Source organism: Streptomyces sp. NPDC052023 (genome assembly GCF_044548465.1).
Lineage (GTDB): Bacteria > Actinomycetota > Actinomycetes > Streptomycetales > Streptomycetaceae > Streptomyces.
Genome location: NZ_JBIUBW010000019.1, coordinates 53,546 through 70,127, shown reverse-complemented (window position 1 = coordinate 70,127; position 16,582 = coordinate 53,546). Strand labels below are relative to the sequence as shown.

The window sequence follows — 16,582 nt, the reverse complement described above, 5'->3', positions numbered from 1 at the left end:
GCATGTCCGTGGACACCGGGCAACGCCATCCAGGGGGGAGCGGACCTCGGATGGCGCTGCCCGGGGGCTGTGATCAGGCGACGGGCTTCGTCAGCCCACCGTCGACGCGCAGCACCTGACCGGTCAGGTAGGAGGCGTCGTCGGACGCCAGGAACGCCGCCGCGGCGCCGATCTCGGCGGGCTCGGCCCAGCGGCCGAGGCGAATGCCGAGTCCCTGAACCATGCCGGCCCGGACCTCCTCGGCGCTCTTGCCCTGCTGCTTGCCCATGGCCTCGGTCTTGGTGAGCCAGCCCTCGGTCTTCGTCATTCCGGGAGAGATCGCGTTGACCCGGATGTTGCTGGGGGCCGCCTCGGCCGCCAGGTAGCTCGTGAGCGCCACCGCGCCGGCGTTCACGATGGCCGTGGCGCCGGTGTTGGGAATCAGTGCGTGCGCGGTCGCGCCGACGACGTTGACGATGCTGCCGCTGCCGGTCCGGCTCAGGAACGGCAGAGCGGCCCGTGAGACGCGGAGGAACCCGAGCAGCTTGGTGTCGAAGGCCGCCGCGACGCTGTTCTCATCGACCTTCTCCAGCGGGGAGGGCACGAGCTGCGGCCCTGCGTTGTTCACGACGATGTCGAGGCCCCCCTGCCACGCGTGCACCTCCGCCAGCACGCTGGTGACGGAGTCCGCGTCGGTGACGTCCGCCACGACGGGGAGTACGCCCTGCGCGTCCGATCCGGCGGTGAGACGCCCGGCCGCGGCCTTGACGGCCCCCTCGTCCCTGGCCGCGATCGCCACCTTGGCGCCACGCTCGAGCAGCGCCTGTGCGATGGCGAAGCCCAGGCCTCGACTACCACCGGTCACGAACGCCGTACGGCCCTCCAAGTTCCACCCTGCAGCCATGCTCGGCTCCTCCAGTCAGCGGTCCGTTGCTTGCTGCCGAGAGTGGATCCGAAGCGCCGAGGCCGGTGCAAGCGTGGTTAACGCGGGGTTCACAGGGGGGCCGCGGGGCCGCCCCGCGCCTTGCCCCCGGCTAACGGGGCGCGGTTCATACTGCCTGCGCGCGGCCTGCTCAGAGGGTGAAGGAGGGATGGGCGATGGAGGTCCTGAGTCTCGAGGAACCCCGTGGGAGAAGCGGCGTGGGCGGGCGCCGGCTCCCCGGAGCCGGCCCGCCCGCCAAAGTCGCGATCGGGACCTTCGACGGTGTTCACCTCGGTCACCGTCAGGTCCTCGACGGGTGCGACACGGTACTCACATTTGACCCTCACCCCCTGCGGGTGCTCGCCCCGCGCCGGGCGCCGGGCCTGCTGAGCGACCACCGGCACAAGCTCCGCAAACTTGCGTCCCTGGGGATCCGGCGGGTGGCGGTCGTCCCGTTCGACCAGGCCTGGTCGCGCGTCCCGGCCGAGGAGTTCGTCGAAGCCGTCGTCATCGACCGCCTCGGAGCGGAGTTCGTCAGTGTGGGCGAGGGCTTTCGATTCGGTGCCTGGGGCGCCGGGACGACAGCCACCTTCGCCCGGTATCCGGAGCTGAGCACCCGGATCGTGCCGCTCGTCACCCGGGGCCTGACCGGTGAGGTGATCTCATCGACGCGGATTCGCCGGCTGATCTCCGACGGTGACGTCGCATCGGCCGCCGACCTGCTGGGCGCCCCCCTAGCCCTTCCGGCAGTCGTCGGCGGGCAGGGCCGGATAGTGATCTCGCCGGCGTTCGCGCGCCCCGCCCCCGGCTGTTATCTCGGGTCCGTCGACGGTCTCCCCTGCGGGCTCCGGGTGTGCGAGGACCAGACGGTCGCGGTCACTGGCACGGCACTGACCGGCACGGTTGTCGAGGTGACGTTCGTGAGGCGCGCCTCCTAGGGCTGTCTGACAAGCACAACCCCCGAGCGTATGTTAAGTATTACTGAACACCGGACTTCGGTAACGTTCGACCCCGATCAGCGACTGTCTCGCAGATCTCATGCCGGATCGAGGAGGGGACGGACCCATGGACCCCGAAGCACGCGCGCGCCTGCGCACCGCTCGCACCGAGGCCAAGCTCAGTGTGCGTGAGTTGAGCCGCCGCGTCGGCATCTCGCCGAGCATGTTGTCCCAGATCGAGAACGGGCACTCCGAGCCCTCGGTCGCCACCCTCTACTCCCTGGTGTCCGCACTCTCGATCTCGCTGGACCAGCTCCTCGCCGGCCCCGGCATCGAGCACGGCCCCGGCCCCCTGGCGGCTCCCGCACCCCCTGTCGTGACGCCCGGCGAGCGAGCCGAGCTCGTGATGGACAGTGGCGTCACCTGGGAGAGGCTGACACCCGGACCCGACCCGCTTGTCAGTGCGCTGCTGGTGACCTACCCACCCGGCAGCAGCTCCTCCACGAACGGAGGGCTGATGAGTCATCAGGGCCGGGAGTACGGCTTCCTGATGTCCGGTCGCCTGACCGTCCGCCTCGGGTTCGAGACCTACAGCCTCGAACCCGGCTCGTCCATCAGCTTCGACTCCGCGGTTCCCCACTTGTACGTGAACGAGAGCGACGAGCCGGCGAGCGGTCTGTGGCATGTGGTCGCCGTCGGCGGCGCGTCGGGTGCGGAGGGCCCGGTGCCCGCCTGGCGCTGCGCCGACACGCGGCGCGAGAGCGACTCGTAACGGAGCTCGTGCGCATCGGCAGTTGACGTCGCCCACGCACGGGTGTTCAGTAATGGTGAACGTTTTGCTCCCGCGCCCTGCTGAGTGCAGGCGGCACACAGGGGGCTCATTCATCCGTAGCTGTCCGCTCGGCAAAGGACTTGTGATGGCGATTCCGACGTTTGGGCCGAACTCGGTCGACTGGGAGACCCGCATCGACATGGGCAGGCTCCGTGACGAGCGGCTGGCCCGCCTGCGCAAGTCGTTGGAGCAGTCCGACGTCGGTGCGGTCCTGGCCTTCGACTTCGCCAACATCCGTTACATGACCTCGACCCACATCGGCACCTGGGCGATCGACAAGATGATCCGGTTCTCGCTGCTGGTCAGGGGAGGCGAGCCGATCGTCTGGGACTTCGGTTCGGCCGCCAAGCACCACCAGCTGTACAACCCGTGGCTCGACTACTCCAGGGCCCACCCGGACGGCGATCCGCACGGAGCCCACCACGGAGCCGACGCCCGCAACCCGAGCGGCGCCCGCGCCGGCATCTCGACACTGCGCGGCGCCATCAACCCCCTGGTCGGCATGGCCGACACCGTGGCCCAGAAGATCAAGCGCGAACTCGAACTCTACGGCCTCCTGGACGAGCCGCTCGGCGTCGACGTCATCGAACTCCCCGTCCTGGCCGCCCTGCAGAACGCGGGCATCACCGTCGTCGACGGCCAGCAGGTGTTCCTGGAAGCCAGGCGTATCAAGACACCCGACGAGATCCAGCTGCTCACCCACGCCTGCTCGATGGTCGACGCCGCCTACGAGAACCTCTACGACTTCCTCCGGCCGGGCGTGCGGGAGAACGAGTGCGTCGGTGTGGTGGCCAAGACCCTCTACGACCTCGGCTCGGAGTTCGTCGAAGGCGTCAACGCGATCTCCGGGGAGCGCTGCGCACCCCACCCGCACGTCTTCTCGGACCGCATCGTGCGGCCCGGGGATCCCGCGTTCTTCGACATCCTGCACAGCTACAACGGCTACCGCACCTGCTACTACCGGACGTTCGCCGTCGGCAGTGCCTCCTCCGCCCAACGCGACGCCTACACACGGTGCCGTGAGTACATGGACGAAGCGATCAGCCTCGTCCGCCCCGGCGCCACGACCGCCGACATCGTCTCGGTGTGGCCGACGGCGCAGGAGTTCGGATTCCCGGACGAAGAGGCGGCCTTCGCGCTTCAGTACGGCCATGGCGTCGGCCTGTCGATCTGGGAGAAGCCGGTGTTCTCCCGGCTGGTGTCCCTCGAACACCCCGAGGTGCTGGAGGAGGGCATGGTGTTCGCCCTCGAGACCTACTGGCCGTCCAAGGACGGCTGGGGAGCGGCCCGGATCGAGGAGGAACTCGTGGTCACCGCGGACGGATGCGAGGTGATCACGAAGTTCCCCGCGGAGGAGCTGCTCATCGCCGGCCGGCGGTACTTCGCCGTGTCGGGCCCGTTGACCACCGAGCGTGACTCCCAGTCGCATCTGAACACGGCAGCCGGGACCCGTTCCGCCCACCGCAACGACCCGGCGGCTCTCTGACCGCAACGCCGGTCCACGCCCGTCGGCCCACTCGGGCGTGGGCCGCCGCCCATGACATGCCGGAGCCGGTCACGTGAGGACTCCGGCACTGTCTCGCCCGATGCTCGCACCGCCGTCGACGCGCAGGTCCGGCCGGCCATGAAGCTCGCATTCCCGGAGACTCTGGCGCCGGGGCTGCGGCGCCACCTCGGCGACGGCACCGGCGTTCGCGACGGGCTTCCAGGCCACGGCCGCGGCTCTCGGCATGGCTCCACCGCCCCTCCCCGGTTGCTGCGATCGGGCGACGCCCGGCATGTGGAGCGTCGGCTGCCGAAGCTTCGGCACCATGCTGTACGGCATGCCTCCACAGCTGGACCGGGTGTCGCCGTGCCGCCCTGGTTACCCGTTCCCGTCCGTCCCGGCCGGCGGCCCGTCACAGCGCCGTGCTTGGGCCGGCCGGTCCGTCGTCGCCTCGCTCCTCGGCCTGCTCGTCTTCCTGGCCCCCGCACTCGCCCCGGTCGGCTCCACCGGCCGGCCGGCGTACGGCGCACCCGCCGCCGCAGCGGTCTCCATCGGCGACGACTCCGCCAAGGCGCTGGCAGGGTTCATGATCCAGTCGACCGCCCGGGTCAAGGACCCTGCGGCCGAGGTGTCCAGCCCCGGCTATCCGGCGAAGGGCTGGTACCAGGCCGGCCCCCGCTCCACCGTGCTCGCCGCCTTGCTGGCGGCCGGTGTCTACCCCGACCCGTTCCACTCCACGAACCAGAAGCTGATCCCGGCCGCCGACTTCACGGTCCCGTGGTGGTACCGCTCCGACTTCTCGGTCGACGACAGCCGGACCGGTCGGACCACTCTCGACTTCAGCGGGGTGACCTCCGCCGCCGACGTGTTCGTCAACGGCCGTCAGGTCTCGACGGCGAAGAAGGTCGCGGGCACCTACACCCGACACGAGCTGGACATCACCGCTCTGATCAAGCCGGGCACCAACACGGTCGCCTTCCGCGTCCAGCCCAACGACCCGCGCAAGCACCTTACCGTGGGCTGGCTCGACTGGCTGCAGCCGCCACCGGACAGCAACATGGGCATCGTCCGGGACGTCGTCGTCCGCCGCACCGGCCCGGTGGTCCTCCGTGACGCCCATGTCGTCACCGACCTGGCCGTGCCGTCGCTGGCCTCCGCCGACCTGACCGTCAAGGCCCGCCTGCGCAACGACTCACCCGGCACCGTCACCGCGCTCCTGTCCGGCACGGCCGGTCCCGCCAAGCTCAGCAGGAAGGTGAAGCTGGCGCCGGGGGAGAGCCGGACCGTGGTCTTCTCCCCGGCCGACCACCCCCGACTCCATGTGCCCTCACCACGCGTGTGGTGGCCCGCCGGGATGGGCGGGCAGCCCCTCTACGACCTCGACCTGGCCGTGGCGGTCGACGGAGTCACCTCCGACACCGCACACACCGCCTTCGGCATCCGCGACGTGCAGGCACCCATCAACGCGGACGGCGCGCGCCAGTACCGCGTCAACGGCCGCCCGCTGCTGATCAAGGGCGCGGGCTGGTCCCCCGACGAGTTCCTGCGCTGGGACCCCACCTACGCGGAGGACCGCCTGCGGTACGTCCGTGACCTGGGCCTGAACACACTGCGCCTGGAAGGCCACCTCGAGCCCGACGAGTTCTTCGACCTCGCCGACCGGTACGGGATCCTCACGATCGCGGGCTGGGAGTGCTGCAACAAGTGGGAAGGGGAGGTCAACCCCGCGGAGTCCGGGGAGAAGTGGGACGCCGCCGATCACGTCGTGGCCCAGGCGTCCATGGCCGCCGAGGCGGCCCGGCTGCGCCACCACCCCAGCGTGATCTCGTTCCTGATCGGCAGCGACGCCGCGCCGAACGCCAAGATCGAGTCGGGATACCTCAAGGCGCTGCGGGCGGCCGACTGGAAGGTGCCCGTCATCCCCTCCGCCTCCGGTAAGCCGACACCCGTCACCGGCCGTTCCGGGATGCGGATGACCGGCCCCTACGACTGGGTGCCGCCCGGCTACTGGTACGACAAGCGCGAGGGCGGAGCCACCGGCTTCAACTCCGAGACCAGCGCCGGCCCGAGCATCCCCACCCTCGACACCCTGCGGCGGATGCTGACCCCGGCCGAGCTGGAGACCCTCTGGAAGCAACCCTCCGCTCCCCAGTTCCACCGCTCGCCGTCGGCCACGTTCTCGACGCTCAAGCTGTACAACGCCGCGCTCGCCGGCCGCTACGGACGCCCGAAGGACCTCGGCGACTACGTGCGCAAGGCGCAGCTGGCGCAGTACGAGAACGTCCGGGCGCAGTTCGAGGCGTACTCCCGCAACGCCAAGGACACCACCGCCCCCGCGACCGGCGTCATCTACTGGATGCTCAACAGTGGCTGGACCTCCCTCCACTGGCAGCTCATCGACCGCTATCTCGACCAGAACGGGGCCTACTTCGGCGCGAAGAAGGCGAACGAACCCCTCCACATCCAGTACGGCTACGACAACCGCAAGGTCAGCATCGTCAACAACCGGGCCACCGCCGCCTCAGGGTTGAACGCCCAGGTCACCCTCTTCAACCCCGACGGGACCAAGAAGTACGACCGCACCGTGACCGGTGTCGACGTAGCGGCCCGCGGCGTGACCACCACCTCGCTGAAACTCCCGGCGACGGTCCCCGGCCTGGCGAAGACGTACCTCGCCCGACTGTCGCTCACCGACACCACCGGCCGGGAACTGGGCCGCAACGTCTACTGGCTCTCCACCCGCAACGACGTCCTCGACTACGCCAGGACCGACTGGTACTACACCCCCACCACCTCCTACGCCGATCTGACCGGACTCACCTCGATGCCGCAGGTCACCTTGGACGTCACAGCCACGACGAAGGTGACCAGGGCCGGCTCGTCGACGACGACCGTGACCCTTCGCCACCCGGGCACCACCAAAGCCCCTGTGCTGCTCGCCGATGTCGACCTGGTCTCCGCGGACGGGAGCACGCCCAAGCTCCCCATTCGCTGGAGCGACAACCAGATCAGCCTGTGGCCGGGCGAATCGGCAACTCTGGTGGCCTCCCATCGCACAGTCGATCCGGACCGCACCCCACGCGTACGTGTCTCCGGATGGAACGCCCGGGCCGTCACCGTCCCCTCCAGCTGACGGCGCGGGCAGCGTCAGGCGACGGCGGTCCCCTCCAGCTCGACCATCAGGGTGGGGATCGCCAGTCGTGTCACCCCGAGCATCGTGGTGGCCGGCGCCACGCCGGCGGCGCCCAACCGCGACGCCAGCACGCCGTAGTGCTGGAACAACAAGTCCACGTCGGTGGTGTAGACGTTGAGCCTGACGAGGTCGGCGAGAGACATGCCGCCCTCTCCGAGAACGGCCTCCAGGTTGCCGAGGCTGAGCGTCAACTGCGCCGCCATGTCCCCGGCATGCTCGGGCTTGCCGTCGCCGCTCATCGCGGTCTGCCCGGCGCAGTACAGCGTCCGGCTCTGGCCGGAGACGAGTTCGCCCTGGTTGTAGCCCAACTCCGTCGACCACGTCCATGGGTTGACCGCAGTTCGCTCCACAGCTCTTGATCCCCCTTCACATCATCGGCACTACGGACGCCTGCCGGCCCGGTGGCCGTACCTCTTCGACGTCATGTGGAAGCCTCCCAAGGAAACCGTGACATCCTGTGTCGTGTATTCCAGAAGGGTGTCCGTATGCGCGCCGACCGGCTGGTCTCGCTGGTGCTGCTGCTGCGCCGGCGTGGTCGGCTGTCCGCGGCCACACTGGCCCGCGAGCTGGAAGTGTCCACCCGTACCGTGCTGCGTGACATAGAGGCCCTGTCCGCAGCGGGCGTCCCGGTCTACGCCGAACGAGGCCGGCACGGTGGGTTCGCGCTGATGCCCGGCTTCCACACGGAGCTCACCGGACTGAACCACGACGAGGCGCTCGCCCTGCTGGTCGCCGGATCACGGCGGGGCGCACAGATGTTCGGCCTCGGTTCGGCGCTCGCTTCGGCCATGCTCAAGGTGGTCGACGCGCTGCCCGAAGGCGATCGGGACACCGCGGCCGACGGGGCGCAACGCCTGCTCATCGACCCGGAGACCGATCTCCTCTCGCGCCGCGTGGTCGCCGAGGAGGTACCCGGTACCGTGATGGCCGAGATCCGGCGCGCGGTGGTCGCCGGACACAAGCTCCGTATCCGCTACGCGGCTGTGGACCAGACCCCGAAGTGGCGCACGGTGGACCCGATAGGGCTGGTCACGGTACGCGACCAGGGCTACCTGCTGGCCACGAGGTCTGGCGCGGAACGCACCTACCGCCTCTCCAGGGTCTCGGCCGCGGAGGAACTCGACGCACCCGCACGGCGACCGGACCAGGTCGATCTGGACCGGGCCTGGCAGGAACGCAGTACGCGGTTCCGGTCCGGAGGCGACCAGGTCGCCGCGCTGGTACGGGTGGATCCGGCGCGACGGGAGGAACTGGCCGGCACCGCGCTGGCGGTCTGCTCCGAGGAGGCCGACGCGGACGGCCGGCTGCGCCTGGAAGTGACCTTCCAGGACGCACGCCACGCCGAATGGGCGCTGTGGCAGCTCGCCACTGACGCAGAAGCCCTCACTCCGCAGTGGTTGCGCACCGCACTGCACGACCGCGCGGCCGCGATCGCCACCTGCTACGGAGTCATTTGAGGCCGCTGAGCATCACACCGCGGATGTAGTACTTCTGCAGCAGCAGAAAGAGGATCAGGACCGGCAGGACGCTCAGGACGAGACCGGCCATCAGGATCGGCATCGTGCGGGTCGGATCCACGTAGTCCTGAAGGAACTGGATGCCGACGGGCAGGGTCATCACGTCAGGGTTGGCGGTCGAGATGAGCAGCGCCCAGATGTACTCGTTCCACGCGTTGACGAACGTCAGCAGACCGAGCGTCAGCACGACCGGCGTGGTCTGCGGGACGACGATCCGCCACCACACGCAGAACTCGCCGGCACCGTCGATGCGGGCGGCCTCCAGGACCTCGTCCGGGATCGAGACCATGAACTGGCGCATCAGGAAGATCCCGAAGCCGTTGACGAGGAACGGCATGACGAGCGCGGCGATGCTCACGGTCAGGCCGGCGCCGCCCGCCCCGAACAGGTCGTTGCCGCCCGCAAGCGGCCAGTGCACCAGGATCAGGAAGTGCGGAATGAAGAAGAGAAACGGAGGGAACATCATCGTGGACAGCACAAGCCGGAAGATCAAGTTCCGTCCGGGAAAGCGGAGTTTGGCGAGCGCGTAGCCGGCGAGAGACGACGTGACCAGCACCGACCCGGTGATCACGGCGGTCGCGACGACGCTGTTGCGGAAGAGCACCGGCAGGTTGAGCTGGTCGATCGCCGCCCGGTAGTTCGACAGGTCGAACGCCTTGGGCAGGAACTGATACGGCAGCGAGCCGGCCTCACCGGCCCCCTTGAACGACGTCATCACCATGTCGAGGAACGGCACCACGGTGAGCACGGCGCCGGTCACGACCACCAGGTACGACAACCACGGGAAACGGCGGCGGATCATACGTCCTCCTCCTTGCGCCGGAAGATCCACAGCTGCGCCAGGGTGACCGCGAGGACCACCACGAACAGCACGAACGCCGCGGCGCTCGCCGGGCCCCAGTGGCCGTACGAGAAGGCCTGCCGGTACATCTCCAAAGCGGCCACATTGGTCGCGCCGCCCGGCCCGCCCTTGGTCATCACAGTGATCAGCGCGAACGACTGCAGGCCGCTGATGAGCTGGGTGACGCACACCAGCAGCAGGGACGGCCGCAGCAGCGGCAGTGTGATCCGCCAGAAGACGGTGACCGGCCCGGCGCCGTCGAGTGCCGCCGCCTCGTAGTACGACCCGGGAATGGACTTCAGCCCGGCAGTCAGGACGAGGATCGCCGAGCCCACCGAGGCCCAGGCGTGCACGACCACGACCGACGGCAGCGCGGTGTCCGGGTCCTGGAGGAACGCCACCGAGCCGAGGCCGAGGGCGTTGAGCGCGCCGTTGACGAGACCACCCGGCTCGTACATGTACTTCCACACGTTGCCGACGGCGACGACGGTCGTCACGATCGGCAGGAAGTACAGGGTGCGCCACAGACCCTGGAACCGCAGATTGTCGATGCACGTGGCCACGAGCACGGAGCCGGCGAGGGAGAGGACCACGGTGCCCAGGGCGAACAGCAGGGTGTTGGTGAGGATCGGCGCGAGGAACGCCGATCCGTCCGTGAAGAGACCCGCGAAGTTGTCCGTGCCGACCAGGTGGATGCCACCGAGTTCGAACCCGGACCAGCGGGACAGCGACAGCAGCAGCGCGAAACCGAGCGGCAGGATCAGGAACACGGCGAAGAACAGCAACGTCGGCGCCAGGAAGAGATAGGCGACGACCGCCTGGTGGCGCCGGGTCCGGGCGCGGCCGTCGACGGCTCGCCCGGCGGAGCGCGTGCTCGGCGACACCCGCTCGGTCGTCGCCGGCGTGAGTGCGTTCACCATGAGCGCGACACCTCTCGATCGACTTCACGTCGGGTGGTGCGCAGTGCCTGGTCGACCGACTGCTGACCGGTCCACAGCGCCTCGATGTTCTTGCGCAGCAGCGACTTGGCCTGTTGCGCGCCGGGCACGTTCGGTTCCGGCACCGCGTACGCCAACGCGTCCAGGAAGGGGCGCAGGTTCGGATCGCTGTGCGCGCCGAGGAGCGTGCGCATGTCGTCGGCGCGGCCGGTCAGGGAGCCCGCCGCCACCTGCAGGGAGCTCATGCGGGTCACCTTTCCGTCCACCTCGGCGCTCCCGGCGCGCACCTTCTCGGTGTTGAGCCAGCGCAGGAACTCCCAGGCCGCGCGGGGGTGCTTGCTGGCCGCGTTGACCCCCAGCATGAAACCGGTGGAGAGCGTGGCACGCTTGCCGTCCGCCTCGGGGAGAGGCAGCGGCGCGACGCCGACGTCGCGGTAGTCCTTGCCCATCAGCGTCTTCAGGCTCCCCGTCCACCAGCCGGCGCTGACCACCATGGCGACCTGCCCGGAGCGGAACGCCTTGTAGACGTTGACACCGGGGGCGCTGGCACCCTTGGTGACGAGACGGTGCTCCAGATCGAACACGGCACGTCCGGCGGGTGAGTCGATGGCGGTGCTCCTGCCGTCCTCGGCGACGAATCTGCCGCCGGCGGCGTTGAGAAGGGCGAGCGTCTGGCCGACGGTGGTGGAGTCGTCAGCGGTCGACAGCCCGAAGCCCTGGATCAGGGTGTTGCCGTACCGGTCACGTCTGGCGGTGCGGTAGGCGGTCTCCTCCAGCTCCCGCCAGGTGCGTGGCGGGCCGTCGACACCGGCTTCGCGCAGTAGCCGCTTGTTGTAGTAGAGGGCGTACGTCTGCACCTCGGTGGGGTAGCCGTAGACCTGGCCGCCCACCGAGGCGGCGTCGACCGCGGCTGCGCTGTAGCCGCGTGTGATCTCCTCGGCGTGTTCCCCGGGAGCGGAGCGCAGGACGCCGGCCTGCACCAGCTGGCCGTTCCACAAGCAGTACGGGTGGAGGATGTCGGTGCCCTGGCCCGCGGCCTGCCGGACCATGAACGTGGTCAGCAGGTCCGTGAACTCGACGGCCTTGGTCTGCACCTTGACCCGGTCGTGGCCGGCGTTCCACTCGTCGACCGGGCCCTGCAGGGCCTCCTTGAGCACCCCGCTCGCGTAGTGCGTGAGCAGGGTGAGGACGATCGGGTCGCCGGGTCGCCCGGTGCCCTGGTGTGGTGCGGCGCATCCGGAGGCGAGCAGCGCCGAGGGGAGCGCCAGTGCGAAGTGGCGCCGGCTCAGGCCGCCGCTGCGGCGGGCGGGCGTCATCGAGCAACCTCCCGGCGCATCACACGGAACACCCGAGTCGTGGTGAAGCCGGTCTTGCGGTACATGTGGCCCGCCGGGGACTGCGCGCCGGTCCACAGGAACCACGCGGAGTGCGCGCGGCGCGCCCGCATCCTCTCCAGGACCAGGTGCAGGAGGATCTCGCCGAGTCCGCTGCCGCGCATCTCCTCCAGCACACCGATCGGGCCGAACCGCTCGTCCACCCCGTCGAACGCGCCGTGCATCGCCCAGCCGACCATCCGGCCCGAAGGGTCCCAGGAGACGACGATCCGGTCGAGCGGCGTGCCCGCGGCCACCGCCGCCCGGATCGTGCAGGCCCAGTCCGGACCGAAGTGGCTCCCGGCGAGCGCGAACAGATCCACCAGGTCGTCGTCGGACGGGGTGGCGAACCGGTATCCCCGCGCCCTGCACTCCGCCACGCGGCGGGCGACCTCCTCCGGGAGGCGATAACCCACCAGGCCACGGTCCATCGCCTCCGCCTCGTACAGCGTGCGAAAGCCCAGGGACTCCAGGAGCTTGGCCGCTTCGGGGTAGGTGTCGCAGTCCAGGCCGGGCAGGACGTAGTTCGGGGTGTACGAGGAGAAGTCCACGCGGCTACGGCCGTGGCCGTGCAGCCAGTCGAGTGCGTCGGCCAGCAGCCGGCGGCCGAGGCCGCGCCCGCGTGCGGCCGGGTCGACGAAGAAGAACGGGATCCAGCCTTGCTCCGGCTCCAGGTCGGTGCCGGCCATCGGCGTCAGACGGCGCACCGCGTAGGCCGCACCGACGACACGGTCCCCCTCGACGGCGATCCGGAGACCTTCCGGATCGAAGTTGGCGTCCAGCAGCACAAGGGAGCGGAAGCGGTCCGCGGTGACGGAGTCGGCCGGCGCGCTGCGCCGCCAGACCTCCACCACCTGCGGTCCGTCGCCCGTGCGAAAGCCGCGGATGTCGGCCTGGGATGTCGTGCGATTGGTCATCGGCGAGGTTGTCCTTCGCTACGCAGGTCAGGGACGGCGTCACCGCCCCGTCGGCTGGACGGCGTCGGTGGATCGCGCAGCGCGATGCCGGTCGTCACTGCGACGCGGTCGTACGTGCTCACCTCTTGGCCCGTCTGCCCGTGACATCTCGAAGCCACAGCAGGGAATTTACGGGTATGTCCGGTAATTAAGCAATTATTTACTGACGGGTCGCCTCAATCTGAGATTGATGGCCGTGCGTGGCAGCCTCTTGTGGAGAGCGCCGAATCTGGAGGAGGACGGGCCCGGGGCGCCGTGCTGATTCGTCGCGGCCCGCCGTGTTGTGGAGCAGGGCGCGGGCGATGGCATGGGCCTTGGTCACAGCGCGTTCCGCCACGGGGCCCTCGTGCCTGCGGTGGACGACCGCGGTCCACAGGTGCAGCCAGCGTTCGAAGTGATCGGCGCGCAGGGGGCTCTTGGCGTGCAGTTCGCGGTGCGCGCGCAGGGCGTTGCCGTGGTAGACGCCCGGAGTCAGCAGGGCGCTCTCCCAGAAGTCGACCATGATGGTGAGGTGCTGCGCGACGTCGATGCGTGCGACCTCGGTGAAGAGCGGACCGATCAGGCGGTCATCGAGGACCTCGGCGTAGAACGCCGCGACGAGTCCTTCGACAGCCGCACGGTCATGGATGTCGGGTCGGTCGCCGGCCGATACGGCCGGGTCGCGCGGCGCGTTGTCTGTCACGTTGTCCGTCACGTCGTCTGTCACACCGTCGGTCACGTCATCGGTCACCGGAAGCCTCCGAAGGCGAGCACGGCTCCCGCAAAGCCGCCGGTCTCAGTACCTCTGCCACGACGTGCGGCACGCCGCGGGGTGGGCGGGCATCGCCGCACCGAACACCCAGCGCTCGGGGGCAGGCGTCGGCGCGGCGTTCGTAGCGCACTGTGTCTACTTGCTGAGCCACAAGTCGGGGCCGAAGACCTCGTAGTGGATGACGGACGGGTGGAGCCCCTGGGCCAGCAGCTGACCGCGCATCTCGCGCATGAAGGGCAGCGGACCGCAGAGGTAGGCGGTGGTGTCGCGCGCGATGTCCAAGCGGTCGAGTGCGGCCCGGCCGGCGTGGATCTGCGGTCCCGTCACGTCGTGGGCATCGTTCTCGTACCAGAAGTGGACTTCCGCACCCGGCAGTCGGCCGGCCAGCTCCGTCTGCTCGGCACGGCGGACGTGGTGATCGGGCCCGCGGTCGGCGTGGACGACGGTGACGGGGCGGGTGGAGGCGGTGTGGACGAGGTGGCCGAGCAGGGACAGCATGGGGGTGATGCCGATGCCGGCGGAAGCGAGCAGGAGCGGGCTGTCGGCTTCGGGAAGAACGAGGTCACCGGAGGGCAGTGAGACGTCCAGCACGTAGCCCTCCTTCGCGTACTGGTGCAGCCAGCAGGAGACTTCGCCATCGGGGACGGTCCCGTCGGCGGCCCTCTCCCGCTTCACGGTGATACGCCAGGTCTCCTGTCCGGGCGCGGTGGAGAGGCTGTACTGCCGGATCTGCCGGGCGCCGTCGGGCAGTTCGACGCGGACACTGACGTACTGTCCGGGCCGGAACGGCCTCGTGGGCCGGCCGCCCGTGGGGCTCAGGACGAGCGAGACGGCGTCGGCGGACTCCTCGATGCGCGAGGTGACGATCATCTGGCGCCACACGTCACCGTCGGCCACATCAGCCGCGGCGTACAGCCGGGCCTCGGCCGCGATCAGTGCGTTGGCCATGAGCCAGTACACCTCGTCCCACGCGGCGGCGACCTCCGGCGTGACGGCGTCGCCCAGCACCTCCGCGACCGCCGCGAGCAAGTGGCGGCCGACGAGCGGGTACATGTCGGCGGTGATGCCGAGCGAGACGTGCTTGTGGGCGATTCGGGACAGGATGGCGTCCGGCCGTTCGTCCGGCCGTTCGACGAGCAGGGTGGCGAAGGCGGCCACGGCACCGGCGAGTGCCTCCCGCTGCGAGCCGTTGACCTGGTTGGTCCGGTTGAACAGATTCCGCAGCAGTTCGGGACGCTCTTCGAACAGCCGCTGGTAGAACCGCTCCGTGATGCTGGTCAGGGAGGCTCCCACGGAGGGAAGCGTGGTCTGGATGACGGGGACCGACCGTGCAGAGAGCATCGGACACACTCCTGGTTTCGCGTACCGTGAATTAGTATCTGTGATTCATATTTAGGGTCGTGGCCGGACAAGGGTGCGACCCTGGGTCGATGACGGTTGAGTGGGCGGGGGTGACGGGGACTTGCCGGGGTCGATGCCCGGCCGGTCAGGTGAGGGAGGAGCCGAGGGCCAGCAGTACCGGTCCCGTCGGCGACTGCACCAGATCGGCCACGGTCAGGTCGTCGAGCGAGGCGTAGAAGGCCTCTTGCGCCTGCCGTAGTGCGCGGCGGAGCCGGCACGAGCCTGCGAGGGGGCAGGGGGTGTCGCCCTCGCACACGACGACCTCCCGGTCGTCCTCCAGTGTCCTGATCAGTTGACCGACCGCGGTGTTCCGGCCCGCGTCGGTCAGTGACAGTCCTCCGTTACGTCCGCGTCGAGCCTCGATCACGCCCAGATGCTGCAATTCGGCGACAGCCTTCGCCATGTGCGTGTAGGGCACGTTCATGGCGTCGGCGATCTGGCGTGTGGTGAGCAACTGGTCGCCGTCCATCACGGCCAGTCGCATCACGGCCCGGAGCGCGAGATCTGTGTATCTGGTCAGCCTCACGAGCGAACCGTAGCATTGTTGCATCTGAGATGCGTATTTAAGCGGTGTGAGCCCGGTCTCAGGCAGCGACTGTGGCGTCCGTGCAGCGACTCGACGTCCAGGACGGGTGGGGTCATTCTCCGAGCAATCCGAGCGCTCCGTACGACACCGGTCCGGGGTTGAGCCGATCCGGGTGGCGCGCCGTCATCTGGTCGAAGTGCTCGCGGGCGGTGGTGCTTTCGCCGAGAATCCGGATGGCGTCCAGCAGGTACTGCCGCGTTTCGTCGAGAATGGCGGGGTCGTCGGGGAGGTCCCTGTTCTTGTGGCCGGCTACGACAGCGCGTCTCGCGGACGGACATGTGGCCCACACGGACACGGTTTCGCACTCGGCCGGCGTGCGCGAATCGGCTTCCGTGTGGAGGTCTGTGTCGTCGGTGGTACCAGATGGCATGGATAGTGAACCGTCCGGCGCGCGCCGTCACAGCCGATGACGACCAGCCGGACATCGCGAAGCTGCTCCGGTTGAGCGAAGAGGAGGCCGCCCGGCGCAACGTCAAGATCCAGAACCGACACCGACCTTGTCGATAAGGGCGCCGCCTTGGAGCCAGAGACCGCAGCCGCGGCCATCACCGTATCCGACGGCGGTGACAAGAAGCTGGCCGCCGTCTCGAAGGGCGCCACCTCCCTGGCGCTGGGCTGGGAGGACACCCTGCCCACGCCGTCGGTGAGAAATGACACGGCTTCCTACGACCTGGGCGACGGGCAGACCCTGACGGTCACCGCCCTGAAGCAGGCTTCTCCCAGAACGTCCTCCTCGACGAGGTCCCCAGCGGCGACCTCACCTACCGCATTCCGGTCGCCCTGAAGGGCCTCACCCTTTCCGAGGCGGACTCTGGCCACCTGCTGCTGAAGGACAACGTAGGCAGGCTGGTTGCCGAGGCGCCGGCGCC

Annotated in this window: 16 protein-coding genes; 6 read left to right on the top strand and 10 right to left on the bottom strand. The window is 69.3% G+C overall.

Going from position 1 to position 16,582, the window contains the following annotated elements; all coding sequences use genetic code 11:
- Positions 1-73: 73 nt before the first annotated feature.
- Positions 74-883: an SDR family NAD(P)-dependent oxidoreductase gene (locus tag ACIHCM_RS29565; protein ID WP_399902299.1), complete on the bottom strand. Its 810-nt coding sequence runs from the start codon at positions 881-883 to the stop codon at positions 74-76.
- A 194-nt stretch (positions 884-1,077) separates the two neighbouring features.
- Here ACIHCM_RS29565 and ACIHCM_RS29560 point away from each other — a divergent pair, with 194 nt between their 5' ends.
- The 4 genes from ACIHCM_RS29560 to ACIHCM_RS29545 all read left to right on the top strand — a co-directional run bounded on the left by ACIHCM_RS29560 (position 1,078) and on the right by ACIHCM_RS29545 (position 7,290).
- The gene (locus ACIHCM_RS29560) at positions 1,078-1,839 is read left to right on the top strand and encodes an FAD synthetase (protein ID WP_399902296.1); all 762 of its coding nucleotides are present in this window, start codon (positions 1,078-1,080) and stop codon (positions 1,837-1,839) included.
- Positions 1,840-1,966: 127 nt separating this feature from the next.
- On the top strand, positions 1,967-2,611 hold the full coding sequence (locus ACIHCM_RS29555) for a helix-turn-helix domain-containing protein (protein ID WP_399902293.1): 645 nt from the start codon (positions 1,967-1,969) through the stop codon (positions 2,609-2,611).
- Positions 2,612-2,756: 145 nt separating this feature from the next.
- Complete coding sequence (locus tag ACIHCM_RS29550; RefSeq protein WP_399902290.1) at positions 2,757-4,157, top strand: M24 family metallopeptidase; 1,401 nt, start codon at positions 2,757-2,759, stop codon at positions 4,155-4,157.
- A gap of 337 nt (positions 4,158-4,494) precedes the next feature.
- A complete protein-coding gene (locus ACIHCM_RS29545; RefSeq protein WP_399902286.1) occupies positions 4,495-7,290 on the top strand; it encodes a glycosyl hydrolase 2 galactose-binding domain-containing protein in 2,796 nt (931 codons plus the stop codon).
- A 14-nt stretch (positions 7,291-7,304) separates the two neighbouring features.
- Here ACIHCM_RS29545 and ACIHCM_RS29540 read toward each other — a convergent pair whose 3' ends face one another.
- Positions 7,305-7,700, bottom strand: a complete 396-nt coding sequence (locus ACIHCM_RS29540) for a RidA family protein (RefSeq protein ID WP_399902283.1) — start codon at positions 7,698-7,700, stop codon at positions 7,305-7,307.
- A gap of 135 nt (positions 7,701-7,835) precedes the next feature.
- Between ACIHCM_RS29540 and ACIHCM_RS29535 the strand changes: the two genes are divergently transcribed.
- Positions 7,836-8,807 carry a helix-turn-helix transcriptional regulator gene (locus ACIHCM_RS29535; protein ID WP_399902280.1) on the top strand — a complete coding sequence of 324 codons (972 nt, stop codon included), beginning with the start codon at positions 7,836-7,838 and terminating at the stop codon, positions 8,805-8,807.
- Here ACIHCM_RS29535 and ACIHCM_RS29530 read toward each other — a convergent pair.
- The 8 genes from ACIHCM_RS29530 to ACIHCM_RS29495 all read right to left on the bottom strand — a co-directional run bounded on the left by ACIHCM_RS29530 (position 8,800) and on the right by ACIHCM_RS29495 (position 16,083).
- Complete coding sequence (locus ACIHCM_RS29530) at positions 8,800-9,669, bottom strand: carbohydrate ABC transporter permease (protein WP_399902277.1); 870 nt, start codon at positions 9,667-9,669, stop codon at positions 8,800-8,802. The genes ACIHCM_RS29535 and ACIHCM_RS29530 overlap by 8 nt on opposite strands.
- Positions 9,666-10,628: a carbohydrate ABC transporter permease gene (locus ACIHCM_RS29525; protein ID WP_399902274.1), complete on the bottom strand. Its 963-nt coding sequence runs from the start codon at positions 10,626-10,628 to the stop codon at positions 9,666-9,668. The genes ACIHCM_RS29530 and ACIHCM_RS29525 overlap by 4 nt, the downstream gene beginning before the upstream one ends.
- On the bottom strand, positions 10,622-11,962 hold the full coding sequence (locus ACIHCM_RS29520) for an ABC transporter substrate-binding protein (protein ID WP_399902271.1): 1,341 nt from the start codon (positions 11,960-11,962) through the stop codon (positions 10,622-10,624). The genes ACIHCM_RS29525 and ACIHCM_RS29520 overlap by 7 nt, the downstream gene beginning before the upstream one ends.
- Positions 11,959-12,936 carry a GNAT family N-acetyltransferase gene (locus ACIHCM_RS29515; protein ID WP_399902268.1) on the bottom strand — a complete coding sequence of 326 codons (978 nt, stop codon included), beginning with the start codon at positions 12,934-12,936 and terminating at the stop codon, positions 11,959-11,961. Before ACIHCM_RS29515 ends, ACIHCM_RS29520 begins: the two co-directional genes overlap by 4 nt.
- A gap of 199 nt (positions 12,937-13,135) precedes the next feature.
- The gene (locus ACIHCM_RS29510) at positions 13,136-13,705 is read right to left on the bottom strand and encodes a group III truncated hemoglobin (RefSeq protein WP_399902265.1); all 570 of its coding nucleotides are present in this window, start codon (positions 13,703-13,705) and stop codon (positions 13,136-13,138) included.
- 156 nt (positions 13,706-13,861) lie between these two features.
- Positions 13,862-15,067, bottom strand: a complete 1,206-nt coding sequence (locus ACIHCM_RS29505; protein WP_399902262.1) for a globin domain-containing protein — start codon at positions 15,065-15,067, stop codon at positions 13,862-13,864.
- 145 nt (positions 15,068-15,212) lie between these two features.
- Positions 15,213-15,653 carry an RrF2 family transcriptional regulator gene (locus tag ACIHCM_RS29500; RefSeq protein ID WP_399902259.1) on the bottom strand — a complete coding sequence of 147 codons (441 nt, stop codon included), beginning with the start codon at positions 15,651-15,653 and terminating at the stop codon, positions 15,213-15,215.
- A 112-nt stretch (positions 15,654-15,765) separates the two neighbouring features.
- Positions 15,766-16,083 carry a hypothetical protein gene (locus ACIHCM_RS29495; protein WP_399902256.1) on the bottom strand — a complete coding sequence of 106 codons (318 nt, stop codon included), beginning with the start codon at positions 16,081-16,083 and terminating at the stop codon, positions 15,766-15,768.
- Positions 16,084-16,230: 147 nt separating this feature from the next.
- On the opposite strand from ACIHCM_RS29495, the gene ACIHCM_RS29490 reads away from it, so the two are divergent.
- On the top strand, positions 16,231-16,497 hold the full coding sequence (locus ACIHCM_RS29490) for a hypothetical protein (protein WP_399902253.1): 267 nt from the start codon (positions 16,231-16,233) through the stop codon (positions 16,495-16,497).
- The last annotated feature ends 85 nt before the right edge of the window (positions 16,498-16,582 follow it).